This window comes from Nocardioides sp. dk884 (assembly GCF_009557055.1).
In the GTDB taxonomy this organism is placed as follows: domain Bacteria; phylum Actinomycetota; class Actinomycetes; order Propionibacteriales; family Nocardioidaceae; genus Nocardioides.
The window spans coordinates 3,110,664-3,134,315 of record NZ_CP045649.1 but is presented as its reverse complement, the minus strand read 5'-3'; the positions used below and the strand labels follow the sequence as shown (position 1 = coordinate 3,134,315).

The window sequence follows — 23,652 nt, the reverse complement described above, 5'->3', positions numbered from 1 at the left end:
GTGCGCGACGCGGTGAGCGACCTGCTGCTCGGCAGCGCCTGCGTGGGCTGCGCACGGCCCGGACGACTGCTGTGCCTCGGCTGCCGCGACACCCTGCCCGGCTCCGCCCACCCCGCGTGGCCCAGCCCCGTGCCGCCCGGGCTGGTGACGCCGTGGGCGACCGGCGCCTACGAGGACCTGCTCCGCGCGCTGGTCGTGGGCCACAAGGAGCGCCGGATGCTCGCGCTGGGCCGTCCACTGGCCGGACTGCTGGCGACCGCTGTCGCCGCCGCGGCGGGGCTCGGCGATCCCGTGAGCCCCGGGGCGCTGGTGCTGGTGCCGGTGCCCTCGCGGCGCGCGAGCGTGCGCAGCCGCGGCCACGACCCGACGTACGCCATGACCGCCGGGGCGGCCGCCCGCCTGCGGCGCCAGGGGTACGCCGCGCTCGCGGCGCGGCTGCTGGTCTCCCGCCCCGGGGTCGTGGACCAGTCGGGCCTCGGCGCCTCGGAGCGGGCGGCCAACCTGGCCGGCTCGATGGCCTGCCCGAGCACCGGGCTGCGCCGGCTGGCGCTGCGCACCCCGAGCGCGCGCGTGGTCGTGTGCGACGACGTGCTGACCACCGGCTCGAGCGCCCGGGAGGCCCAGCGGGCGCTGGAGTCGGTCGGTCTGGCGGTGGTCGGGGTGGCCGTCGTGGCAGCCACCCGGCGCCGGTTTCCGGGCGTCGGTGTGACCACCTAGTGAGACCACCCGGCCGGAGGGACCCCCCTCCTTTTGTGCGACCCCCGGACTGACTACCGTCTAGTCATGGAGTCCGCCCGGGTCCGTGGTTGCGTCGGCGGCACACCTGTGTGTCCCCGACAAGCCGATGCCAGTCGCAGGCGAAACGGTCCACGTAAGTCCGTCCGCGAGGACGGACGATCACGGTGCGGCTTAGAAGTAAGTCCTGCCCCGTTCGCGCCGTCAGATGCGGCGTGCCCCGGGAGAAGGCCAGTAGTGGCAGAGAAGCTGCGAACGTCTCAGCAGGCGATTGTGGGGACGAAGACCAGGTCGGCCGGGCGGACTCCACCCTCCCCGACCCGCTCCGGGACGTCCGCCGTGCGGCCGGCGTCCCGGCCTGCCCGCAGGAGGGTCGGGTCTCGATGAAGGCAACCAACTGTGCAACGGGAGGTTCACATGGAAGTTGTGGTCACTGGACGCAACTGCGAGATCTCGGATCGATTCCGGGAGCACTGCGAGGACAAGCTGGCCCGGTTGGAGAAGCACGACCACCGGATCATGCGCATGCATGTCGAGGTGGACTGTGAGCCGAACCGCCGCCAGCAGGAACAGGGCGTCCGGCTCGAGCTGACCGCGTTCTCCAAGGGCCCGGTCATCCGTGCCGAGGCCGCCGCCGCCGACAAGATGGCGGCGCTCGACCTGGCGCTGGACAAGATGGCCTCGCAGATGCGCAAGGCGGCCGACCGTCGCCGCGTGCACCGCGGCGCGAAGGCGCCCGCATCCGTGGGCCAGGCGCTCGCGGCCATGCCGACCGTTGAGCCCGAGGAGCCCGAGGCCGCCGATCCGGCCGAGCGGAAGGTCGGGCCGATCACGGTCACCGGTGACGGTCCGCTGGTGGTCCGGGAGAAGACCCACCCGGCCACCCCGATGACCCTCGACCAAGCGCTCTACGAGATGGAGCTCGTGGGCCACGACTTCTACCTGTTCGTCGACAAGGAGAGCGACCGCCCCTCGGTGGTCTACCGCCGCCGCGGCTACGACTACGGCGTGATCTCCCTCGACGTCGAAGAGGGCTGAGCAGCACCGAGACCGACCGTGCGGCGGGGTGGCCCGGATCGGGCCACCCCGCCGTCGTGTCCGCACAGATGGGCAGTTCGGGGGCAGTCAGAACGCCCGGTGGCATGTCATGATGCCGAGATGACGGGGACTGTGACGGGAACGGTGACCGGCCAGGAGCCGGTGCGGGTGCTGGTGGTCGACGATCAGGAGCTCTTCCGCCGAGGACTCACGATGCTCCTGACCATCGAGTCAGGCATCGAGGTCGTGGGCGAGGCGGGCGACGGGCTCGAGGGCACCGACCTGGCGGCCACCACGGCCCCCGACGTCGTCCTGCTCGACGTGCGGATGCCCCGCCGGTCCGGGATCGAGGCCTGCCAGGCCATCAAGAACGCCGTCCCGTCGGCCAAGATCATCATGCTCACCGTCTCCGACGAGGAGAGCGACCTCTACGAGGCGGTCAAGAGCGGGGCCTCGGGCTACCTGCTCAAGGACTCCTCGATCGATGAGGTCGCCCAGGCGGTGCGCGTGGTCGCCGACGGCCAGTCGCTGATCAGCCCCTCGATGGCGGTCAAGCTGCTCGACGAGTTCAAGCAGATGTCGCGCCCCGAGCGCGACCCGGTCCCGGGGCTGCGGCTCACCGACCGCGAGCTCGAGGTGCTCCGGCTGGTCGCCAAGGGGATGAACAACCGCGAGATCGCCAAGGAGCTCTACATCTCCGAGAACACCGTGAAGAACCACGTGCGCAACATCTTGGAGAAGCTGCAGCTGCACTCGCGCATGGAGGCCGTGATGTACGCGGTCAAGGAGAAGCTGCTCGACCTGCCCTGACTCCCGATGGACTCGCTGAGCTCCGCCCAGGCCCGCCGGGTCGCACTCGCCGCCCAGGGCTTCCTCGATCCCGCGCACGCGGCACCCTCCATGCGCACCCTCACCCGGGCCGTCGCCCGCACCGGGGTGCTCCAGGTGGACTCGGTCAACGTGCTCCAGCGCGCCCACCTGATGCCCGTCTATTCCCGCATCGGGCCCTACGACACCGCCTTGCTGACCCGCGCCGCCGAGCAGCGTCCGCGCCGGCTGGTGGAGTACTGGGCCCACGTGCAGGCGCTGATGCCGGTCGAGCTGTGGCCGCACATGCAGCACCGGATGGCCGGCTACCGCGAGCAGCGCGGCAAGTGGGGCTTCGGCGCCGACCACGACCTCGAGGACGCCGTACGCCGCGAGGTCGCCGCCCGCGGCCCCTCGACGGCCCGGGAGATCGACGCGATCCTGGGCGGCGGCCCGCGCACCCGCGAGCACTGGGGCTGGAACTGGTCGGAGACCCGCAAGGTGCTCGACCACCTGTTCATGAGCGGCCAGCTGGCGGTGGCCGGGCGCAACCCCGCCTTCGAGGTCCGCTACGACCTCCCCGAGCGGGTCCTGCCCGCCCACGTGCTGGCCGCGCCGGTGCCCTCGCGCGCCGAGGCGGCGCGCGAGCTGATGCGCCGCGCGGCGCGCTCCCACGGCGTGGCGACGCTGCCGTGCCTGCGCGACTACTACCGGATGCCGGTCGCCGATGCGCGCGCCGCGGTGGCCGAGCTGGTGGAGGACGGAGAGCTGCAGCCGGTGCGGGTGGAGGGCTGGGGGCGCCCGGCGTACCTGCACCGCGACGCCCGGCTGCCGCGCCGGGTGGAGGCGCGGGCGCTGCTGAGCCCCTTCGACCCGTTGGTGTGGGAGCGCGAGCGCACCGAGCGGCTCTTCGGGTTCCGCTACCGCATCGAGATCTACGTGCCGGCCGCGCAGCGGGTGCACGGCTACTACGTGCTGCCGTTCCTGCTGGGCGAGGAGCTCGTGGCCCGCGTCGACCTCAAGGCCGACCGGCGGGCGGGTCGGCTGCTGGTCCAGGCGGCGTACGCCGAGCCCGGTGCGCCGGCGCGCACCGCCGTCGAGCTGGCCGCCGAGCTGCGGGTGCTGGCGGGCTGGCTGGGCCTCGACGCGGCCGATCCGGTGGCGGTCGCTCCGCGCGGCGATCTCGCCGTCGCGGTGGCCACGGCCCTGCGCGGGTCGGGCGGATCGTGACCGCGAGTCCGGCGGAATGGTTAGGGACGCTCACCTCGGCTGGGTAGAGTGGCGCAGCGCGCCGCAACCATCCCAAGGAGCTACCCACTCGTGCCTGCCATCATCGACCGCCTCCTCCGTCTCGGAGAGGGCAAGATCCTCCGTCAGCTCGAGGCGGTCGCCAAGGCGGTCAATGCCATCGAGGACGACTTCGTGGCGATGAGCGACGCCGAGCTCCGCGCGATGACCGATGAGTTCCGCAAGCGGCTCGCCGACGGCGAGGACCTCGACGACTTGATGCCCGAGGCCTTCGCCACGGTGCGCGAGGCCTCCAAGCGGGTCACCGGCATGCGCCCCTTCGACGTGCAGATCATGGGCGGCGCCGCGCTCCACCTCGGCAACATCGCCGAGATGAAGACCGGTGAGGGCAAGACCCTCGTCGCGACGCTGCCGTCGTACCTCAACGCGCTCACCGGCAAGGGCGTCCACGTCGTCACGGTCAACGACTACCTCGCCAAGTACCAGTCCGAGCAGATGGGGCGCATCCACCACTTCCTCGGGCTCACGGTCGGCGTGATCCTGCCCGAGATGCGCCCGGCGCAGCGGCGCGAGGCCTACGCCTGCGACATCACCTACGCCACCAACAACGAGCTCGGCTTCGACTACCTGCGCGACAACATGGCGGGCTCGATCGAGGAGTGCGTGCAGCGCGGCCACTACTTCGCCGTCGTCGACGAGGTCGACTCGATCCTCATCGACGAGGCACGGACCCCGCTCATCATCAGCGGCCCGACCCAGGACGAGGTCAAGTGGTACGGCGAGTTCGCGCGGATCGCGCGCAAGCTCGACAAGGACGTCGACTACGAGGTCGACGAGAAGAAGCGCACGATCTCGGTGCTCGGCCCCGGCATCACCAAGGTCGAGGACCACCTCGGCATCGAGAACCTCTACGAGTCGGTGAACACCCCGCTCATCTCCTTCCTGAACAACTCCATCAAGGCCAAGGAGCTGTTCCGCAAGGACAAGGAGTACGTCGTCATGAACGGCGAGGTGCTCATCGTCGATGAGCACACCGGCCGCATCCTGTCCGGGCGCCGCTACAACGACGGCCTGCACCAGGCGATCGAGGCCAAGGAGTCGGTCCAGGTCCGCGAGGAGTACCAGACCCTCGCCACCGTGACCCTGCAGAACTACTTCCGCCTCTACGAGAAGCTCTCCGGCATGACCGGCACGGCGATGACCGAGGCCAGCGAGTTTGACAAGACCTACAAGCTCGGCGTCGTCCCGATCCCGACCAACAAGCCGATGCAGCGCATCGACCAGCCCGACCTCGTCTACCGCACCGAGAAGGCGAAGTACGAGGCGGTCGCCGACGACATCGCCGAGCGGCACGCCAACGGCCAGCCGGTGCTGATCGGCACCGTGTCGGTGGAGAAGTCCGAGCTGCTCAGCGACCTGCTGCGCACCCGCGGCATCCCGCACAACGTGCTCAACGCCAAGGTCCACGCCGACGAGGCCAAGATCGTCGCGATGGCCGGTCACCGCGGCGCGGTCACCGTCGCCACCAACATGGCCGGTCGAGGCACCGACATCATGCTCGGCGGCGCGGTGGAGTTCCTCGCCGACCAGGAGCTGCGCAAGCAGGGCCTGGAGCCGTCGGGGGAGAGGACCGAGGCCTACGAGGCCGCCTGGCCGTCGATGGTCGAGCAGATCCGCGCCCAGGTCGAGGCCGAGCACGACGAGGTGAAGGCCCTCGGCGGCCTCTACGTCGTCGGCACCGAGCGCCACGAGTCGCGCCGCATCGACAACCAGCTGCGCGGTCGTTCCGGTCGTCAGGGCGACCCGGGTGAGTCCCGGTTCTACCTCTCCCTCGAGGACGAGCTCATGCGGCTGTTCAAGTCGGAGTGGGTCGACCGGGTCCTGCAGATGCTCAAGATCCCCGACGACGTGCCGATCGAGAACAAGCGGGTCACCAACGCGATCGCCAACGCCCAGGGCCAGGTCGAGTCGCAGAACTTCGAGTCCCGCAAGAACGTCCTCAAGTACGACGACGTCATGGACCGCCAGCGCAAGGTCATCTACGCCGAGCGCCGCGAGGTGCTCGAGGGCGCCGACCTGCGCGAGCAGATCCGCTCGTTCCTCGACGACGTGGTCACCGGTGTCGTCACCGGCGCCACCCAGGAGTTCGCGGAGGAGTGGGACCTCGAGCAGCTGCTGGTCGACCTCGGGCAGATCTGGCCGGTCTCGCTGACCCGCGAGGACCTGCTGGCCGAGGTCGGCGGTGACCAGGGCGCGCTGCAGCGCGAGGAGCTGATCGAGACGCTCAAGGCCGACGCCCACGCGGCGTACGACGCCCGCGAGGCGGAGGTCGGCGAGGAGGTCATGCGCGAGCTCGAGCGTCGCGTGCTGCTCTCGGTGCTGGACCGCAAGTGGCGCGAGCACCTCTACGAGATGGACTACCTGCGCGAGGGCATCTACCTGCGCGCCTACTCCCAGCGCGACCCGCTGGTGGAGTACCAGCGCGAAGGCTTCGACATGTTCGCGGCCATGATGGACGGCATCAAGGAGGAGGCCGTCGGCTTCCTGTTCAACCTCGAGGTCACCGTCGAGGAGGAGCCCGACGGCGCCGTCGAGGACGAGGTCGAGGTCGAGGAGCCGATGCGTCAGCCGGTGCCGGCCGAGGTCCCCGCTCAGCAGACCCCGCAGATCAAGGCCAAGGGCCTCGACGCCCCCCGCGCGCCCCAGCAGCTGACCTACTCCGCGCCGTCCGAGGACGGCGAGGCCGAGGTCCACGCGGAGGCCGTCGACGACGAGTACGCCGGGGTCGGGCGCAACGCCGCCTGCCCGTGCGGCTCGGGCAAGAAGTTCAAGCAGTGCCACGGCCGCCCCGGCGGTCCCACCGGGCTCACCGCGCGGGTCAGCTGAGCCGCTCGCACACCTGACGCAGCACGCAGCACCTCACGCCACGGCGCGGGTCCGGCCACGAGGCCGGGCCCGCGCCGTGGCTCGTCGGTGGGTCAGGAGAAGTCGAGGGCGGTGCACAGCCAGCGGGCCCGGGTCTCGTGGCGGGGACGGCGCAGCTCGAAGCGCGCGGCCACCGCACGCGAGCGCTCGCCGTAGCGCACGTGGATGCCGGTCTCCACGACCGTGCGCTCCACGAAGCAGGCGCGGACGCTGAGCACCCGGGGCCGCACGGGTTGCACCCGGGCCGTGCCGGGCTCGTGACCGCCCGCACGGGCCACCAGCAGCGCGCGACGCTCCAGGTCGGCGTACACCGACCGGGTGGTCCAGCGCAGCAGCTGGGTGGCGGGGCGGTCGCCGCCGACGATCTCGACCGCGGCCTGGGCGAAGCGGTGTGACCACTGCTCGACCTCGCGGCGCCAGTGCAGGTCGATCGGGACCACCTCGCCGCCGGGACCGCCGGCTCCCGGCGCGGCCTCGTAGCGGGCGAGCGGGGTCGGCGCCGGCGGGTCGCTGGCCGGCAGCAGGTCGAGGGCCAAGGTGCCCTGCACGCTCGCGACCGGGACCGCGCGGGGCGTGCCGAGGGCCCGGACCGCGGCCTGCGGAGGCTGCGACAACGACGGGTGTGACGAGGGGTAGGACATGGTGCTCTCCTTCGCAGGTGGTGGGCTCAGCGCGGCATCCGCAGTCGCTGTCCGGGATGGATGAGGTCGGGGTCGGGGCCGAGCCGGTCCCGGTTGAGCGCATGCAGGGCTCGCACGTGTGCCTGCACGGCGCGCTCGCTGGGGGCGGTGGTGGTGCGCGCGAGGTCGGCGCGGGCCAGCGACCAGAGCGTGTCCCCGGGCGCCACCACGACCGTGTGCTGGGTGCTCGCGTGAACCGGGTCGCCGGCGCGCTCGGGGCGGACGCCGCCGCTGGGGCGGTCCGGGAGCGGCAGGCCGGCGAGCAGCGTGGCGGGGACCGAGGGCCCCGGGTCGGCGGTGGCCGCCCCCGCCGGGACCGTGAGCCCGCCGGCGACCACGACCCCGCAGGCGGCCAGCACTGCGCGGCGCGCGACGCGGGGCACCCCGGGCACGGCGGAGAGCCGGACCCCCGCGAGCGCCTCGACGCTCACTACGGTGGTCACCAGCCAGGCCCAGGCCGCGCAGAGGAGCAGGAGCCCCGCGCAGCAGCCGACCAGCAGCTCCTCGAAGGACCGCTCCGGGGCGTGGCGGAGCGCGGCCGTGACCTCGCTCGCCAGGGTCCGGTGCGCGAGGAGGGCGAGGCCGGTGGCGCTCGCCCAGACGACGAGGGCGCGGGTCCCGCGCCTGAGCGCGTCCGGGGAGCTCGAAGAGAGGCGCATCGCGAGTCCTCGCAATCCATGCGTTTGCTTGCGTTTGCGTCAGACAACGCCGCTTTGATGCCTCGGTCAACGCCGTCTCCACAAGATGTGGGAGGCGGCGGCGACGGCGCGTGGATGTGAGCGGCGTCACGGTCGGGGGTTGACAGGCGTCGGGCGCGAGAGAAAGGTGCGGCGAACCACCCCGGCAGCAGGGAGCGAATCCGTGGCCACAGGAACGACTGTCAGCATCCTTCCGTGCGGGGCGATGACCGCCGACCTCACCTGGCTGCTCCTGGCGCCGGGGCGAGCGATCCGCACCCGGCACAACAAGCACCTGCCGGCGGAGTGGACCGACGTCCCGAGCCACTGCGTGCTGGTGAACACCCCCGAGGGCAAGCTGCTGTGGGACACCAGCTGCCCGCGCGACTGGGAGGAGCGCTGGGAGCCCACCGGGCTGCAGGACTTCTTCCCCTACGACAAGGTCTCCGAGGACGAATACCTCGACTCCCGCCTCAAGCAGCTCGACCTGACCCCCGGGGACATCGACTTCGTGGTCTTCTCCCACCTGCACTTCGACCACGCCGGCAACGCCCAGCTGTTCAAGGAGACCGACGCCCGGCTGATCTGCAGCGACGTGGAGAAGGAGTTCGCCTTCGGCTTCGAGGGAGCCTTCACCGGCGCCCACCTCAAGGCCGACTACGAGGACCTGGAGTTCGAGACCGTCTCCGGCGACGTGGAGTTCCTGCCCGGTGTCAGCTTCATCCAGACCCCCGGCCACACCCCCGGCAGCATGTCCATGCGCGTCGACCTCCCCGAGACCGGGACGATGATCTTCACCGCCGACGCGATCTACATGGGCGACAGCTTCGGACCCCCGTCGGTGCCCGCTGCCATCGTCAACAACCTCGAGCAGTGGTACGCCTCGGTCGAGAAGCTGCGCGGGATCGCCGCGGAGTCCGAGGCGACAGTGGTGTTCGGGCACGACCCGGGCCAGATCCGCCAGCTGCGGGTGGCGCCGACCGGGAGCTACCGATGAGCGCGGGCCAGGCGCAGGAGCTGACCGAGGAGACGATCTTCACCTGGGGTGCGCCGCCCCTGAAGTTCGGCGCGGGGGCGATCGACGAGATCGGCTTCGAGATGTCCCAGCACGACGTACGCCGCGTCCTGATCATCACCGACGCGACCGTCAACGCGACCGGCATCCCCGCGCGGATCGCCGACTCGCTCTCCGCGCAGGGCATCGCCTCCGAGGTCTTCGACGGCGTCCACGTCGAGCCGACCGACGACAGCATGGACAAGGCGGCCGGCTACGCCCGCGAGCAGGGGCCGTGGGACGGGTTCGTCGCGGTCGGCGGAGGCTCGGCGATCGACACCGCCAAGGCGGTCAACCTGATGACCACCGACGGTGGCGAGCTGATGGACTACCTCAACAAGCCGATCGGGCGGGCGACCGCGCCGCGGGGCCAGCTCAAGCCGCTGATCGCAGTGCCGACGACCGCCGGGACCGGCTCGGAGAGCACCGCGATGTGCGTGCTCGACGTGCTGTCGATGAAGGTCAAGACCGGCATCAGCCACTGGCGGCTGCGCCCCACCCTCGCGGTGATCGACCCGCTGGTGACGCTGTCGCTGCCCCCGGAGGTCACCGCGGCCGCCGGGATGGACATCGTGTGCCACGCGGTGGAGTCCTACACCGCGCGCTGGTATCAGACCTTCGACCGCAAGCAGCCCGAGGAGCGGGTGACCTACTGCGGGTCCAACCCGATCTCCGACCTGTGGTGCGAGCGCTCGATGGGGCTGCTCGCGCAGTCCTTCCGCACCGCCGTCCACGACGGGAACGACCTCGAGGCCCGCTCGAACATGATGCTGGCGGCCACCTTCGCGGGCATGGGCTTCGGCAACTCCGGGGTGCACGTGCCGCACGCGAACGCCTATCCGATCGCGGGCATGGTCAAGGACTACCGGCCGGCCGGCTACCCCCAGGACGAGGCGATGGTCCCGCACGGCCAGTCGGTCTCGCTCACCGCGCCCGAGGCGTTCCGGTTCAGCTTCGTGAGCGCCCCCGAGCGGCACCTGCGCGCCGCCTCGCTGCTCGACCCCGGCCACGACCGCCTCGACGACGCCACCGAGCAGCTGCCGGCGGTGCTCACCAGCCTGATGCGCGACATCGGGATCCCCAACGGCATCGGTGCGGTGGGCTACACCGAGGACGACATCCCCGACCTGGTCCCGGGCACGATGAAGCAGCAGCGGCTGCTCGCGACCTGCCCGCGGCCGGTGACCGAGGACGACATCGCGGCGATCTTCACCCGCTCGATCGAGAACTGGTAGCCCGCGTGCCCACCTACGACTACCGCTGCGGCCACGGCCACCGCTTCGAGCGGCTGGTCCCGATCAGCGACCGCGACGGCCAGTGCTGCCCGGCGTGCGGCGCGACCGGGACCCGCCTGCCCGGGGCAGCGGCGATCGGTGGGGTCGCCAGCGCCGGGCTCTCGCGCGAGCAGATGCCGCAGACCTGGAAGGGCACGGGCGGGGCGGACCGGGAGTACGTCCGGCACCTGCGCCGGCAGTGGGACGGGCGCCAGCGCCTCGAGGAGAAGTACCCCGAGCTGGCCGGGGACCGGCGTCCGGTGGTCGCCCACGAGGGGCGCTACCACGACGCGCCGCTACGGGCCGGCGACACCCCGCTGCCCGCCTCGGCGCCGACCAGCGAGGACTGAGCGGCGATGAGGGCGCCCGGCGCGGACCCGCGGCCCTGCCTGATCGACGGCGTGGCGGTGCCGACCGCCGAGGCGATCGACGTGCTGGACCCCTCGACCGGGCGGCTGCTGGACCGGGTGGCCCGCGGCGGCGCCGAAGAGATCGACCGCGCGGTCGCGGCGGCCCGCGCGGCGTCGCCCGGCTGGCGTGCTCGGAGCGCGGAGGCCCGGGCGGGGGTGCTGCGGCGTACCGGGGAGCTGATCCGGCGCGACCTCGAGGACCTGGCCGTCCTGGAGAGCCACGACACCGGCAAACCGCTGGCCCAAGCGCGCGCCGACGCGGCCGTCGCCGCCCGCTACTTCGAGTACTACGCCTCGGTCGTGGAGGCGTTCTTCGGCCACACCCTGCCCGACCTGGACGGCTACCTGGCCTGGACGCGGCACGAGCCGTACGGCGTGACCGGGCACATCATCCCGTGGAACTACCCGCTGCAGATCGGCGCCCGCACGATGGCGCCGGCGCTCGCGGTCGGCAACTGCCTGGTCGTGAAGCCGGCCGAGGAGGCACCGCTGAGCGTGCTGCGGATCGGCGAGCTCGCCCTGGAGGCCGGCCTCCCGCCCGGTGTGCTCAACGTGGTGCCCGGGCTCGGGGCGGAGGCGGGTGCCGCGCTGGCCGCCCACCCCGGCATCGACCACCTCTCCTTCATCGGCTCGGTCCCGGTGGGGGAGGAGGTGGCCGCGGCCGCGGCGCGCAACATCGTGCCGGTCGCCCTCGAGCTCGGGGGCAAGTCCCCGCACGTCGTCATGCCCGACGCGGACCTCGACCTGGTGGTGCCGACGGTGGTGCGGGCGCTGCTGCAGAACGCCGGGCAGACCTGCTCGGCCGGCTCGCGGCTGCTGGTCCACGTCGAGGTGCACGAGCAGCTGATGGAGCGCCTGGACGCCGCGCTGTCGGCGGTGCGCATCGGGCCCGGGCCCGCGGACCTCGACCTCGGGCCGCTGATCTCGGCGCGGCAGCTGGCGCGGGTGCGGGGCATGGTCGAGGTGGCCGCGGGCGACGCGGAGCCCCGGATCGGCGGCCCCGGGCGGGTGCCGACCCCCGCCGAGGGCTTCTTCTTCCCGCCGACCGTCTTCGACCGGGTGGACCCGGCCGCTGAGATCGCCCGCGAGGAGGTGTTCGGCCCGGTGCTGGCGACCTCGGTGTTCAAGGACGCCGCGGAGGCGGTGACGCTGGCCAACGGCACGGCGTACGGCCTGATCGCGGCGGTGTGGACGACTGATCTGGACACCGCCCACCACCTGGTCGCCGAGCTGCGGGCCGGGCAGGTCTACGTCAACGCCTACGGCGCGGGCGGCGGGGTGGAGCTGCCGTTCGGCGGGTTCGGCAAGTCCGGCTACGGACGGGAGAAGGGCTTCGAGGCGCTCGCCGAGATGTGCCAGACCAAGACCGTGGTGGTGCGGGTCCCGCCTCGCCGCGACCCGCCCGATCCGGACGCGCGGTGAGCGCCGCCGCCGAGCGGCCGTGGCTCTCGCTGTACCGCGAGGGCACCCCGGCCTCGATCGTGCCGGAGCACCGCACGGTGCTGGAGGCGTTCCGGGCCACCGTCGGGCGTGACCCCGAGGCGGTCGCGATCCGCTACTTCGACGGTGCGCTGAGCTTCGCCGAGCTCGACGCGCGCTCCGATGCCCTGGCCGCCGCGCTCCTCGCGCGTGGCTTCGAGCCGGGGGACCGGATCGCTGTCTACCTGCAGAACGACCCGGCGCTCGCGGTCGGCTACCTCGCGGCCTGGAAGGCCGGCGGCGCCGCGGTGGCGGTCAACCCGATGAACCGGCACGGTGAGCTGGCCTACCTGCTGCAGGACTCCGGCGCCACCGCGCTGCTGTGCCTGGCCGAGCTGCACGAGAGCGTCGCCGCGCAGGTGCTGGCCGAGGAGGAGCACCGGGTGCGCACCGTGATCACCTGCTCCCCGCGCGAGGACCAGACCCGCGACGACCCGCGGGTGCTGCCCGACGACGTCGCGCGCCCGGTCGGCACGCTCGACCTGCGCGCGCTGCTCGCCGAGCACGCCGGAGCCGCCCCGACGCTGCCCGCCCCGGGACCCGACGACGTGGCCGTGCTGACCTACACCTCCGGCACGACCGGGCGGCCCAAGGGGGCGGTGAACACCCAGGCCAACCTCGCCTTCAACGCCCAGACCTACCGCGACTGGGTCGGCCTCGACACCGACGACGTCGTGCTGGGCGTCGCCCCGCTGTTCCACATCACCGGGATGGTCGGGCACCTGTGCGTCGCGCTGCTCACCGGCTGCCCCCTGGTGCTCACCCACCGCTTCGAGCCGCAGGTGGTCCTCGAGGCGATCCGCGAGCACCGCCCGACGTTCACGGTCGGTGCGATCACGGTGTTCCTCGCGCTGGGCGGCGCCGAGGGCTCGACCCGGGAGGACTGGTCCTCGCTGCGTGCCGTCTACTCCGGCGGGGCGCCGATCGCGCCCGCGGTGACCGACCGCTTCGAGGAGCAGACGGGGCTCTACATCCACAACATCTACGGGCTCACCGAGACCACCAGTCCGTCGCACGCCGTACCGCTGGGCACACGGGCGCCGGTCGACCCGCGCTCGGGGGCGCTGTCGGTGGGGGTGCCGGTCTTCGACACCACGGTGCGGATCCTCGCCCCGGACGGCAGCGAGGCCCCGGTCGGGGAGCTCGGCGAGATCGCGACCTCAGGGCCGGGCGTGGTGCCCGGCTACTGGGAGCGCCCCGACGCCACGGCCGAGTCGCTGCCGGGCGGCGAGCTGCGCACCGGCGACGTCGGCTTCATGGACGAGGCCGGGTGGTTCTATCTCGTCGACCGGCTCAAGGACATGATCAACGCGGCCGGCTACAAGGTCTGGCCCCGCGAGGTGGAGGACGTGCTCTACGGCCATCCCGCGGTGCAGGAGGCGGCGGTCGTCGGGGTGCCCGACGACTACCGAGGCGAGAGCGTCAAGGCGTACGTCTCGCTGCGGCCCGGCGCCACCCTGAGCGCCGAGGAGCTTGTGGACTGGGCGCGCGAGCGGATGGCGGCCTACAAGTACCCCCGCTCGGTGGAGTTCCTCGAGGAGCTGCCGAAGACGACCACCGGCAAGATCCTGCGCCGCCAGCTGCGCGACGGCACCACCTGACCGCCGACTCGGGGAGGGGTCAGCCGGCGCCGAGGATGGCGAGGACCAGCGAGACCGCGGGGACGAGCCACAACAGCACCAGCGCCGAGACCTCACCGACTCCGTCAGCGGAGGCGGGATCGGAGCGCTCGAGCGCGGGGGAGGTCATGGTCTCTCCTGGGTGTCGGGGTCTGGGTGAGGCCCCGGGCGTCGGCCCGGGACACCGTGCAGCCCCTGACCGGTGCCCGACCGCCCCGTGGGCAATCCCCGGCGACAGCCGTTTGCCGAAGATCACGCCGGGGGAGGAGCCGGACATGGCCTGGGAGGACGAGCTCTTCGCGATGCTCGAGGACCTCGAGCAGCAGGCCGGCGCGCTGTACGACGCCGAACGGGCCCCGGAGCTCGCCGACCGCGCGCGTGCGGAGTACCGCTCGGTGACCCTGGCTGGGCGGCTGATGGCGTCGCTGGACCACGAGGTCGTGCTGGAGGTGGCCGGGGCGGGGGTGGTGACCGGCCGGCTGGCGCGGGTGGGGCCGACGTGGTGCCTGGTGTCCGCGCCGGGCCAGGACCGGCTGGTGGTGCTCGACGCGGTCGAGGCGGCGGAGGGGCTCTCGGAGCGAGCGGTCCCCGAGGTCGCCTGGTCGCCGGTAGCCCGCCTCGGGCTGGCCTCGGCGCTGCGCCGGCTGGCCGAGGCGGGGGAGTGCTGTGTGCTGGTGACGCGCGGCGCCGCGACGTACGACGGCAGGCTGCGGCGGGTCGGGGCGGACTTCGTCGAGGTCGAGACCGGCGCGGCGGGACGCGTGCGGCTGCTGGCCTTCAGCGGGCTCGCGGTCGTGCGCGCCCGCGCCGAGGACTGAGTCCCGGGGGATCCGGGCTCAGGTCGCCTCGGCGTCGTACGGCGGGAGCTCGCCGGCGGCCAGCGGGCGCAGCCCCCGGCGCTTCGGGGCCGCGGGGGCGGGGTCCTCCATGGCCTCGACGATGTGCTTGCGCACGATCGCCCGGGGGTCGAGGTCGGTCAGCTCGAGGTCGGCGTACTCCGGGCCGAGCTCCTCGCGCAGCTCATCGCGTGCGGCGTTGGCGAAGGTCTTCGCCTTGCGCAGCATCTGCCCGGCCTGCTTCGCGAGCATCGGCAGACGCTCCGGGCCGACCACGATCACCGCGACGAAGGCGATGACGGCCGCCTCGGCCAGCCCGACCCCGAACACGGCTCAGAACTTGCTGGTCGGGGTGAGCCCCAGCTGGAGTCCGGCGAGACCGCGGCCACGACCTGCCAGCCGCTCGGCGATGGCGCTCAGCGCGAGCGCGGCCGGGGCGGTCGGGTTGCTCTCCACGATCGGCTTGCCGGCGTCGCCGCCCTCGCGCAGGGTGGTGTCCAGCGGGATCCGGCCGAGCAGCGGCACGTCGGCGCCGACGCGCTGCGACAGCGTCGCGGCGACCCGCTCGCCGCCGCCGGAGCCGAAGATCTCCAGGCGGTGGTCCTTGCCCTCCTCGGCGCAGTGCGGGCAGGGGAGGTAGCTCATGTTCTCCACGACGCCCACGACGCGCTGGTGCATCATCGAGGCCATCGTGCCGGCGCGCTCGGCGACCTCGGCGGCCGCCTCCTGCGGGGTGGTCACCACGACCACCTCGGTGCTGGGGAGGTGCTGGCCCAGCGAGATCGCGATGTCGCCGGTGCCCGGCGGGAGGTCGAGGAGCAGGACGTCGATGTCGCCCCAGTAGACGTCGGCGAGCATCTGCACGAGCGCCCGGTCGAGCATCGGGCCACGCCAGGCCACGACCTGGTCGCGGCGCGGCTTGAGCATGCCGATGGAGATCACCGAGACGCCGCTCGGCGTCGGGACCGGCATGATCAGGTCCTCGACCTGGGTGGGCCGGGCGTCGGCGATGCCGAGCATGGCCGGGACCGAGTGGCCGTAGATGTCGGCGTCGACCAGGCCGACCTTGAGGCCGAGACCGGCCATCGCGACCGCGAGGTTGACGGTGACCGAGGACTTGCCGACGCCGCCCTTGCCGCTGGCGATCGCGAAGACCTTGGTCAGCGAGCCGGGCTGGGCGAAGGGGATCTCCCGCTGCGCCTTGCCGTCGGCGAGGACGGTGCGCAGGTTGGCGCGCTGCTCGTCGTCCATCACGCCGAGCTCGAGGGCGACCCCGGAGATGCCGGGCACCTTCGTGACCGCGGCGGTGACGTCACGCTCGATGGTGCTCTTCAGCGGGCATCCGGCGACGGTCAGCAGCACCTTGACGTCCACCCTGCCGGTGTCGTCGACGCTGACGGCGTCGACCATGCCGAGGTCGGTGATGGGCCGCTTGATCTCGGGGTCGTTGACCGTGGCGAGCGCGGCACGGACCTGCTCCAGCAGAGAGGTGCTCATGATCCCCGATTCTAGGTGGTGGGCGGCTGTGCGCCGTCATTGGTGCGCTGCACCGATCCCGGTGGGCCGCCCCGGTCCTCGTCGCGGTCCCCGGCCTGGTCGTCGGCGCGTTCGTCCGCGCGCTCGTCGAGCTCGTGGAGCAGGGCGCGCAGCTCCGAGCGCAGGTAGTCGCGGGTGACGACCTCGCTGACGCCCATCCGCAGCGAGGCGACCTCGCGGGCCAGGAACTCCATGTCGGCGTGTGCGCGCGCGTCGGCCTGCCGGTCCTGCTCGGCGATCACCCGGTCGCGGGCCTCCTGGCGGTTCTGCGCCAGCAGGATCAGCGGCGCCGCGTAGGAGGCCTGCAGGCTGAGGATCAGGGTGAGGAAGATGTAGGGATAGCTGTCCCACTTCCAGGAGTCCGGGGCCAGCCAGTTCCAGAAGATCCAGACCGAGACGAAGACCGTCATCCAGATCAGGAACCGTGCGGTGCCCATGAACCGGGCGAACTGCTCGGCGAAGACCCCGAAGGTGTCGGAGTCGTACGACGGGCGCCGCATCAGGGTCCGCCGGGTCTCGCGCGGGGTGTCCAGGCGAGCGGAGCGGGTGCCGCGGGACTCAGCCACGGCGCACCGCCTGGTCGCGCCAGCCCTCGGGCAGCATGTGGTCGAGCAGGTCGTCGACGGTGACCGCGCCGAGCAGGTGGCCGTTCTCGTCGACGACCGGCGCGGCGACGAGGTTGTAGGTCGCCAGGTGCGCGGCGACCTCGTCGATGGTGGCCGCGGGGCGCAGGTTCTCCATCGAGTCGTCGAGGGCGCCCGCGACCAGGGTCGAGGGCGGCTCGCGGAGCAGCCGCTGGATGTGGGCGACCCCGAGCAGGCGCCCGGTGGGGGTCTCCAGCGGCTGACGGCAGACATAGACCAGCGCCGCCAGCGCGGGGGTCAGGTCGGGGTTGCGCACGTGGGCGAGCGCGTCGGCCACCGTCGCGTCCGGGCCGAGGATCACCGGCTCCGGGGTCATCATCGCGCCGGCGGTGTTCTCCAGGTACGACATCAGCCGCCGGACGTCCTCGGCCTCCTCGGGCTCCATCAGCTCCAGCAGGGCGGAGGCGGTCTCCGGGGGCAGCTCGGCGATCAGGTCGGCGGCGTCGTCGGCCGACATCTCCTCGAGCACGTCGGCGGCCCGCTCGTCCTCCAGGCGGCTGAGGATCTCGACCTGGTCCTCCTCGGGGAGCTCCTCGAGGACGTCGGCCAGCCGCTCGTCGTCGAGGGCGGCCACGACCGCGGCGCGCCGCTCGGCGGGCAGCGCGTGGATCGTGTTCGCGGCGTCGGCGGGACGCATCTCGTTGAGGGCCAGCAGCAGCTGGGTCGCGCCCTGGCTGTCGTCGCGGCGGGTGAGCCCCTCCAGGTCGCGCCAGTCCACGATGTAGGTCTGGCCGCGTCGGCGCAGCCCCTTGGCGGGCTCCTGGACGGCGACCCGGCTCAGCACCCAGTCACGGTTGCGGGCCTGCTCCATCGCCACGTCGTACACCGTGCCGACGACGCCGGTGGGGATCACCCGCACCTGCCGGTCCAGCATCTGCCCGATCACCAGCGTCTCGGTGGAGCGCTGCTCGAAGCGACGCATGTTGAGCAGGCCGGTGGTGTAGACCTGCCCGGCATCGATGTTGGTGACCCGGGTCATCGGGACGAAGATCCGCCGCCGGCCGAAGACCTCGGCGACCATGCCCAGGACACGGGGCTGGTGTGCCTCCGAGCGGATCGAGACCACGAGGTCGCGCACCTTGCCGACCTGGTCGCCCCGAGGGTCGAAGATCGGCAGTCCGACCAGACGTGCCGCATAGACGCGGGAGGGCGTGGTGCTCACAGGGCGTCAGGCTACCGGTCCGCGCGGCATGGACGCCGCTCCCCGGCGCGAGTCCCGCGCCGGCCACGACGAGGGTGCGGCGCGCCACGTAGAGTGAGGCTCCGCAGCGGGGGCTCGGGAGGAAGTGCACGGGATGTCAGGACGCAGGCGCAGTACCCATCCGGGACGCGGTGCCCGGTCGGCGGGAACGGCGCTCGTCGTCCTCCTCGTCGCGAGCATCTGCCTGGGGATGCTGGTGTGGGCCGGTAGTCGCGGCAGCGCCCCGGAGGAGTACGTCGCCCGGGTCCTGCCCGCGCCCGATGCTCCCTCGAGCCCCAGCGAGAGCGCCGGTCCGCCACCGCCTCAGCGCATCGTGCCCGGGGTGCGCTTCGTCCGCGCCCCGGACCCGGCGAAGCAGAGGCGCGCCCGCGAGCTGCGCCGCCTCGCCGAGGCCGAGGCGCTGGCCGACCAGCAGTTCAGCTTCCGGGTCAGCTCCTTCAACATCCTCGGCCACGGCCACACCACCGCCCGCGGCAACAAGCCCGGCTACGCCGACGGCCCGCAGCGCATGCGCTGGGCCATCGACATCATGAACGGCGCCGGGATCTCGGTGGCGGGGCTGCAGGAGTACGAGACGCCCCAGCACCAGGTGCTGGTCTCGACCCCGGGCTGGGAGGTCTTCCCGGGTCTGCAGCTCGGCAACCCCGCCCTGGCCAACTCCATCGTGTGGCGCAGCGAGGTCTGGGAGCTCGTCGAGGGCCACACGATCGACATCCCCTACTTCGGCGGTGCGCCCAAGCCGATGCCGTACGCCCTGCTGCGCCACCGCGAGAGCGGACGCGAGGTGTGGTTCGCGAACTTCCACAACCCGGCGAGCACCCGCGGCCCGGCCGGGCACCTGCGTGCCGAGGCGACCCGGCGCGAGACCGAGCTGGCCGCGCGCCTCACCGCCGACGGCACCCCGCTGGTGCTGACCGGCGACATGAACGACAAGGCCGACTTCTTCTGCACGATGACCCGCGGCGCTCCGATGCGCGCGGCCAACGGCGGCTCGACCGGCAGCACCTGCTCGCTGCCGCCGGACCCCAGGATCGACTGGATCATGGGCTCGCTCGACATCACCTTCAGCGACTACGCGGCCGACCGCGGCGGGCTGGTGGCGCGCACCACCGACCACCCGTTCGTGCACGCCACCGCCACCGTCGGCTGAGGCCCGGCCGGCCGGGCTCAGCTGGGCCCGACGAAGACGTTGAAGGCCTGGTTGGCGTTGAACCGGCTGCCGGGGATCGCCGGCAGGCGCAGCAGGGCGTTGGCCAGGTTCGCGACCACACCGGTGCGGATCGGCTGGTCCCGGGCGCCGTACCCGACCTGCTGGCTGCCCGGCGAGACGTAGTCGGGGTTGATCGAGTAGAGCTCGGCGCCGGCGACCACGTTGCTGCCCCACACCAGCAGCGGCACCCGGTAGTGCACGGGGCGCAGCGGCTTCCCGGGCTTGCGCTGGGCGCCGGAGTCGGAGGTCACGATGACGACCGTGCCCGCCCGCAGTCGCTCGTCGGCCGCGATCGTGTTGAGGACCGAGCCGATGGTGCGGTCCACCCGGGTGAGCGCGGCCTGGTACTGCTTGCTGTGCCAGCCGTGGGTGCGCCCGGCGGTCGCCACCGAGCCGAGGTGCGCGACGGTGTACTCCGGGGCGTCGCCGGCGAGCATCGAGACCAGGCTGCGGCCCAGCGCCGCGTCGTCGGCGAGGCGCAGGACGGTGTCGATCTTGTTGCGGCCGTTGTCCACGCCGTACGGGTCGGCGCCGCCGTTGACGGCGTCCCAGCTGCGGGCGATGAGGCCGGTGCGGGGGTGGGTGGACAGCAGCGCGGTGCGCAGCCCGAAGTTGTGGACCAGGTCGAAGGTGCTGGAGACGTAGCGGCCGGAGGCCTGCTGGACGGTGGCGCCGGTGTCGCGGTTCCACACGACGCCGTGGCCCTCCGCGGTGGCCTTCACCCGGCGCCCGGTCACCATGCTGATGAGGTTCGGCAGACCGGTGATCTTCTCCACCGTGGTGCGGGCATTGAAGGTGAAGGCTCCTTCGCTCTGCATCCGGGCCAGGTGCGGCGCGCTCGCGCCGGCCTTGCGCACCCCGCGGGAGGTCAGGCCCTCGACGTCGAGGACGACGACGCGCTCGACCGGGTTCGCCTGGACCGCCGGAGCGGGCAGGTTGACCAGCGCGGAGATCAGCGGGTGGTCGCTGGCCTTGCGGACCATGGCGTCCTGGAGCACCCGGTAGCCGGTGAAGGGCGCGTCGGGGGTGCCCAGCACCCAGTCGATGCGCGGGGAGGGAGGCAGCGTGCACACGCCGTCCACGTTGCTGCCGCCGTTCGCGGCGACCATGCCGGTGCCCGCGGTGAAGGGGCAGAAGAAGTTGGGCTTGTCGTTCATGTCGCCGGTGACGACGACCGGGATCTCCGGGGACTGCGCACGCAGGTCGTTGACGAGCTTGATCATCAGCCGCACCGCCTTGTCGCGCAGGTGCTGGGCCGGGCCGCGGGTGCTGGCGGGGTTGTGGGTGTTGAAGACGTACATCAGCTGACCGGTCTGGACGTGGCGCAGCAGCACCAGCGGACGCGGCAGCATCTGACCGCCGAAGTAGGGCAGGTTCACGTGGGTGCCGGAGACCAGGCTCCAGCGGTCCTTGCGCCACGCGATCGTGTTGTTGATCTGGGCGTTGGTGCCGCGTGCGTTCGGGAACATGCCCCACGTCGAGCCTCGCAGCGCCGCGAACCGCGTGTACTGCGGGCGCTCGAACTCCTGGAAGCCGACGATCTCGGCGCCCTCGGCCTCGATGGCCTGGATCGCCCGGGTCATCCGCGGACCGCTGGGGTCGTACTGGGGCTTGTTGCCCTTCGCGGTGGTGTGGCCGTGGCCGAGCACGTTGAAGGTCGCGACCCGCGACACGGTGGCGGCGGCGGGCTGCTCGCTCAGGCGCGCGCGCTTGGCGCTCGCCGGCCCGGCGGCCAGGACCAGTCCCGAGGTCAGGAGGAGCAGCGCGAGCGCGGCGGCTGCCGCGCGCAGGGGACGTCGGGGACGGGGGTGGTTCGGGGTCATCTGGCCTGCCTCTGCCACGGGGTGTCAGGTGGTCGTCGCACGCGGCGGGAGGGGTCGCTGGTGCTCGCGGGACCAGTGTGACCAGTGTGAACACCGGCGCGCCAGCGCTTCGGATGAACTACAGGAGTGTAGTTCTCGCGGCCACGCTCAGCCGGGTCGCGTGAGCCCGTGTGAGTCTGGTCATGTCGCGCCGAAACTACTCGCCGGTACGCTCCGCGGGGTACGCCGTACCAGATCCAAGCCATCGTCCGACCGCACCGCGGGCGGGCCACAGCGGAGGAGAGTGACCATGGGTCGCCTGTGCGAGACCGAGGGACTGACCGAGGACCAGAGCGAGATCCTGAAGGCGGTCCGCACCTTCGTGGAGGAGAAGATCCTTCCGGTGGCCACCGAGCTGGAGCACGCCGACGAGTACCCCACCGAGATCGTCGAGGGCCTCAAGGAGCTCGGCATCTTCGGGCTGATGATCCCCGAGGAGTACGACGGCCTGGGGGAGTCGCTGCTGACCTATGCCCTGTGCGTGGAGGAGATCGCCCGCGGCTGGATGAGCGTCTCGGGCGTCATCAACACCCACTTCATCGTGGCCTACCTCCTGATGAAGCACGGCACCGAGGAGCAGAAGCGCAAGTACCTGCCGAAGATGGCGACCGGCGAGATCCGGGGCGCGTTCTCGATGTCGGAGCCCGCGCTCGGCTCGGACGTCGCGGCGATCACGACCAAGGCGACCCGCACCGATGACGGCTATGAGATCACCGGGCAGAAGATGTGGCTGACCAACGGCGGCTCCTCCACCCTGGTCGCGGTGCTGGTCAAGACCGACGAGGGCGCCGACAGCGTCTACAAGAACATGACGACGTTCCTGGTCGAGAAGACCCCGGGCTTCGGCGAGGTCGCGCAGGGCGTCACGGTGCCCGGCAAGATCGACAAGATGGGCTACAAGGGCATCGACACCACCGAGATGGTGTTCGAGGGCCACCGGATCTCCGCCGACCAGATCCTCGGCGGGGAGTCGGGCAAGGGCTTCTACCAGATGATGGACGGCGTCGAGGTCGGCCGCGTCAACGTCGCCGCCCGCGCCTGCGGCATCGCCAACCGCGCCTTCGAGCTCGGGGTGGCCTACGCCCAGCAGCGCGAGACCTTCGGCAAGCCGATCGCCGAGCACCAGGCGATCCTCTTCCGTCTCGCGGAGATGGCCACCAAGGTCGAGACCGCGCACGCGATGATGGTCCGCGCGGCCCGCAAGAAGGACTCCGGGCAGCGCAACGACGTCGAGGCCGGGATGGCCAAGATGCTGGCCAGCGAGTACTGCAACGAGGTCGTCGAGGCGTCGTTCCGCATCCACGGCGGCTACGGCTACTCCAAGGAGTACGAGATCGAGCGGCTCTACCGCGAGGCCGCGTTCATGCTCATCGGCGAGGGCACCAGCGACATCCAGAAGATGATCATCGGGCGCAGCGTGCTGAAGGACTACAAGCTCAAGGCCTGAGCGGCACGGGGCACCCGGGCGGCCCCGGCGTCGGCGGTCAATTCCGTCGACGCCGGGGCCGCTTGCTGCGATGGTGGACGGGTCCGGGCCGTTCGGTCCGGACCGGACCGCGACACCGGGAGGCCCCCATGACCGGAGCCAACGACGACCTCAAGGCGGCGATGCGCGAAGCGCTCGACCGCAAGCACGCGAACGACCGGGGAGTCCCCCAGGAGGGACCGACCAAGGAGAAGGCCCACGGCTCGGAGGTCGTGGGCGGTGCTCCGAAGATGCACCGACGCAAGGCCGGCGGCGGCGGCAGCTAGCCCCGCGCCCGCGCTCGGCCGGTCGTCCCGGCCGGGCGCGTGAGCCGGGGCACAACGCGCTGCGCGCGCGGGTCGCGAGCGGGCAGGATGGGCCGACCACGCCCGCGACGTTGAAGGAGTCCCCGTGCAGTTCGGCCGCAGCTATGAGGAGTTCGAGGTCGGTGCGACCTACAAGCACTGGCCCGGCAAGACGGTCACCGAGTACGACGACCACCTCTTCAGCCTGCTCACCATGAACCACCACCCGCTGCACATCGACGAGAACTACGCCGTCGAGACCACGCAGTTCGGCAAGAACGTCGTGGTCGGCAACTACATCTACTCGATCCTGCTCGGCATGAGCGTCGCCGACGTCTCCGGCAAGGCGATCGCCAACCTCGAGGTCGAGTCGCTGCGCCACGTCGCCCCCACCTTCCACGGCGACACGATCTACGGCGAGACGACCGTGCTCGACAAGTTCGAGTCGAAGTCGAAGGACGACCGCGGCGTGGTCTACGTCGAGACGATCGGCTACAAGGCCGACGGCACCGTCGTGTGCATCTTCCGCCGCAAGGTCATGGTCCCCAAGCAGAGCTACCTCGACGCCCGAGGTGGCGAGCAGCCGGGACGTCCGACCCCGGTGCCGGACAAGAACTGGCCGGGCCCGGCCGCCGGCTGAGCCGTCC

Annotated in this window: 23 protein-coding genes; 15 read left to right on the top strand and 8 right to left on the bottom strand. The window is 72.1% G+C overall.

Translation table 11 applies throughout. From position 1 onward, the window contains the following. The 5 genes from GFH29_RS15065 to secA all read left to right on the top strand — a co-directional run bounded on the left by GFH29_RS15065 (window position 1) and on the right by secA (window position 6,714). Window positions 1-717, top strand: coding sequence for a ComF family protein (locus GFH29_RS15065; RefSeq protein WP_228387524.1), 717 nt, complete (start codon window positions 1-3; stop codon window positions 715-717). A gap of 435 nt (window positions 718-1,152) precedes the next feature. Then, window positions 1,153-1,773 carry a ribosome hibernation-promoting factor, HPF/YfiA family gene (gene hpf, locus GFH29_RS15060; RefSeq protein ID WP_153324620.1) on the top strand — a complete coding sequence of 207 codons (621 nt, stop codon included), beginning with the start codon at window positions 1,153-1,155 and terminating at the stop codon, window positions 1,771-1,773. A gap of 120 nt (window positions 1,774-1,893) precedes the next feature. Further along, on the top strand, window positions 1,894-2,583 hold the full coding sequence (locus GFH29_RS15055; protein WP_153324619.1) for a response regulator: 690 nt from the start codon (window positions 1,894-1,896) through the stop codon (window positions 2,581-2,583). Window positions 2,584-2,589: 6 nt separating this feature from the next. Next, window positions 2,590-3,810 carry a winged helix-turn-helix domain-containing protein gene (locus GFH29_RS15050; protein ID WP_153324618.1) on the top strand — a complete coding sequence of 407 codons (1,221 nt, stop codon included), beginning with the start codon at window positions 2,590-2,592 and terminating at the stop codon, window positions 3,808-3,810. A gap of 90 nt (window positions 3,811-3,900) precedes the next feature. Next, a complete protein-coding gene (gene secA, locus GFH29_RS15045) occupies window positions 3,901-6,714 on the top strand; it encodes a preprotein translocase subunit SecA (protein ID WP_153324617.1) in 2,814 nt (937 codons plus the stop codon). Between the two features lie 92 nt (window positions 6,715-6,806). On the opposite strand, the gene GFH29_RS15040 is transcribed toward secA, so the two are convergent. Next, window positions 6,807-7,394, bottom strand: coding sequence for an Rv3235 family protein (locus tag GFH29_RS15040; RefSeq protein WP_153324616.1), 588 nt, complete (start codon window positions 7,392-7,394; stop codon window positions 6,807-6,809). 26 nt (window positions 7,395-7,420) lie between these two features. Continuing rightward, window positions 7,421-8,092: a LysM peptidoglycan-binding domain-containing protein gene (locus tag GFH29_RS15035; RefSeq protein ID WP_153324615.1), complete on the bottom strand. Its 672-nt coding sequence runs from the start codon at window positions 8,090-8,092 to the stop codon at window positions 7,421-7,423. A 244-nt stretch (window positions 8,093-8,336) separates the two neighbouring features. On the opposite strand from GFH29_RS15035, the gene GFH29_RS15030 reads away from it, so the two are divergent. The 5 genes from GFH29_RS15030 to GFH29_RS15010 are packed head-to-tail and all read left to right on the top strand — an operon-like array spanning window position 8,337 to window position 13,928. After that, window positions 8,337-9,107: an N-acyl homoserine lactonase family protein gene (locus GFH29_RS15030; protein ID WP_153324614.1), complete on the top strand. Its 771-nt coding sequence runs from the start codon at window positions 8,337-8,339 to the stop codon at window positions 9,105-9,107. Further along, window positions 9,104-10,399 (top strand): hydroxyacid-oxoacid transhydrogenase, encoded by a 1,296-nt coding sequence (locus tag GFH29_RS15025; RefSeq protein WP_153324613.1) that lies wholly within the window; start codon window positions 9,104-9,106, stop codon window positions 10,397-10,399. The genes GFH29_RS15030 and GFH29_RS15025 overlap by 4 nt, the downstream gene beginning before the upstream one ends. 5 nt (window positions 10,400-10,404) lie before the next feature. Then, window positions 10,405-10,788 carry an FmdB family zinc ribbon protein gene (locus GFH29_RS15020; protein WP_153324612.1) on the top strand — a complete coding sequence of 128 codons (384 nt, stop codon included), beginning with the start codon at window positions 10,405-10,407 and terminating at the stop codon, window positions 10,786-10,788. A 6-nt stretch (window positions 10,789-10,794) separates the two neighbouring features. Continuing rightward, window positions 10,795-12,270, top strand: a complete 1,476-nt coding sequence (locus GFH29_RS15015; RefSeq protein WP_153324611.1) for an aldehyde dehydrogenase family protein — start codon at window positions 10,795-10,797, stop codon at window positions 12,268-12,270. Beyond that, window positions 12,267-13,928, top strand: a complete 1,662-nt coding sequence (locus GFH29_RS15010; protein WP_153324610.1) for a class I adenylate-forming enzyme family protein — start codon at window positions 12,267-12,269, stop codon at window positions 13,926-13,928. The genes GFH29_RS15015 and GFH29_RS15010 overlap by 4 nt, the downstream gene beginning before the upstream one ends. Before the next feature lie 19 nt (window positions 13,929-13,947). On the opposite strand, the gene GFH29_RS20835 is transcribed toward GFH29_RS15010, so the two are convergent. Then, on the bottom strand, window positions 13,948-14,076 hold the full coding sequence (locus GFH29_RS20835) for a hypothetical protein (RefSeq protein WP_267128522.1): 129 nt from the start codon (window positions 14,074-14,076) through the stop codon (window positions 13,948-13,950). 145 nt (window positions 14,077-14,221) lie between these two features. On the opposite strand from GFH29_RS20835, the gene GFH29_RS15005 reads away from it, so the two are divergent. Next, complete coding sequence (locus GFH29_RS15005) at window positions 14,222-14,764, top strand: hypothetical protein (protein WP_153324609.1); 543 nt, start codon at window positions 14,222-14,224, stop codon at window positions 14,762-14,764. A gap of 18 nt (window positions 14,765-14,782) precedes the next feature. Here GFH29_RS15005 and GFH29_RS15000 read toward each other — a convergent pair whose 3' ends face one another. Genes GFH29_RS15000 through GFH29_RS14985 form a run of 4 tightly spaced genes read right to left on the bottom strand, consistent with a single transcriptional unit; the run spans window position 14,783 to window position 18,124 of the window. Next, on the bottom strand, window positions 14,783-15,112 hold the full coding sequence (locus tag GFH29_RS15000; protein ID WP_153324608.1) for a sec-independent translocase: 330 nt from the start codon (window positions 15,110-15,112) through the stop codon (window positions 14,783-14,785). Window positions 15,113-15,115: 3 nt separating this feature from the next. Next, window positions 15,116-16,279, bottom strand: coding sequence for an Mrp/NBP35 family ATP-binding protein (locus GFH29_RS14995; protein WP_153324607.1), 1,164 nt, complete (start codon window positions 16,277-16,279; stop codon window positions 15,116-15,118). A gap of 11 nt (window positions 16,280-16,290) precedes the next feature. Continuing rightward, the gene (locus tag GFH29_RS14990) at window positions 16,291-16,884 is read right to left on the bottom strand and encodes a DUF1003 domain-containing protein (RefSeq protein ID WP_228387523.1); all 594 of its coding nucleotides are present in this window, start codon (window positions 16,882-16,884) and stop codon (window positions 16,291-16,293) included. Next, window positions 16,877-18,124 carry a magnesium transporter MgtE N-terminal domain-containing protein gene (locus GFH29_RS14985; protein WP_153324606.1) on the bottom strand — a complete coding sequence of 416 codons (1,248 nt, stop codon included), beginning with the start codon at window positions 18,122-18,124 and terminating at the stop codon, window positions 16,877-16,879. The genes GFH29_RS14990 and GFH29_RS14985 overlap by 8 nt, the downstream gene beginning before the upstream one ends. 229 nt (window positions 18,125-18,353) lie before the next feature. On the opposite strand from GFH29_RS14985, the gene GFH29_RS14980 reads away from it, so the two are divergent. Further along, window positions 18,354-19,313 carry an endonuclease/exonuclease/phosphatase family protein gene (locus tag GFH29_RS14980; protein WP_153324605.1) on the top strand — a complete coding sequence of 320 codons (960 nt, stop codon included), beginning with the start codon at window positions 18,354-18,356 and terminating at the stop codon, window positions 19,311-19,313. Between the two features lie 17 nt (window positions 19,314-19,330). Here the strand turns inward: GFH29_RS14980 and GFH29_RS14975 are convergent, their stop codons facing one another. Next, window positions 19,331-21,196: an alkaline phosphatase family protein gene (locus tag GFH29_RS14975; RefSeq protein WP_153324604.1), complete on the bottom strand. Its 1,866-nt coding sequence runs from the start codon at window positions 21,194-21,196 to the stop codon at window positions 19,331-19,333. A gap of 289 nt (window positions 21,197-21,485) precedes the next feature. Between GFH29_RS14975 and GFH29_RS14970 the strand changes: the two genes are divergently transcribed. The 3 genes from GFH29_RS14970 (at window position 21,486) to GFH29_RS14965 (ending at window position 23,645) form a co-directional block, all read left to right on the top strand. Continuing rightward, window positions 21,486-22,682 (top strand): acyl-CoA dehydrogenase family protein, encoded by a 1,197-nt coding sequence (locus tag GFH29_RS14970; RefSeq protein WP_153324603.1) that lies wholly within the window; start codon window positions 21,486-21,488, stop codon window positions 22,680-22,682. A 128-nt stretch (window positions 22,683-22,810) separates the two neighbouring features. Beyond that, a complete protein-coding gene (locus tag GFH29_RS20505; protein ID WP_194288958.1) occupies window positions 22,811-22,987 on the top strand; it encodes a DUF5302 domain-containing protein in 177 nt (58 codons plus the stop codon). A gap of 124 nt (window positions 22,988-23,111) precedes the next feature. Further along, window positions 23,112-23,645 (top strand): MaoC family dehydratase, encoded by a 534-nt coding sequence (locus tag GFH29_RS14965; protein WP_153324602.1) that lies wholly within the window; start codon window positions 23,112-23,114, stop codon window positions 23,643-23,645. Window positions 23,646-23,652 lie beyond the last annotated feature (7 nt).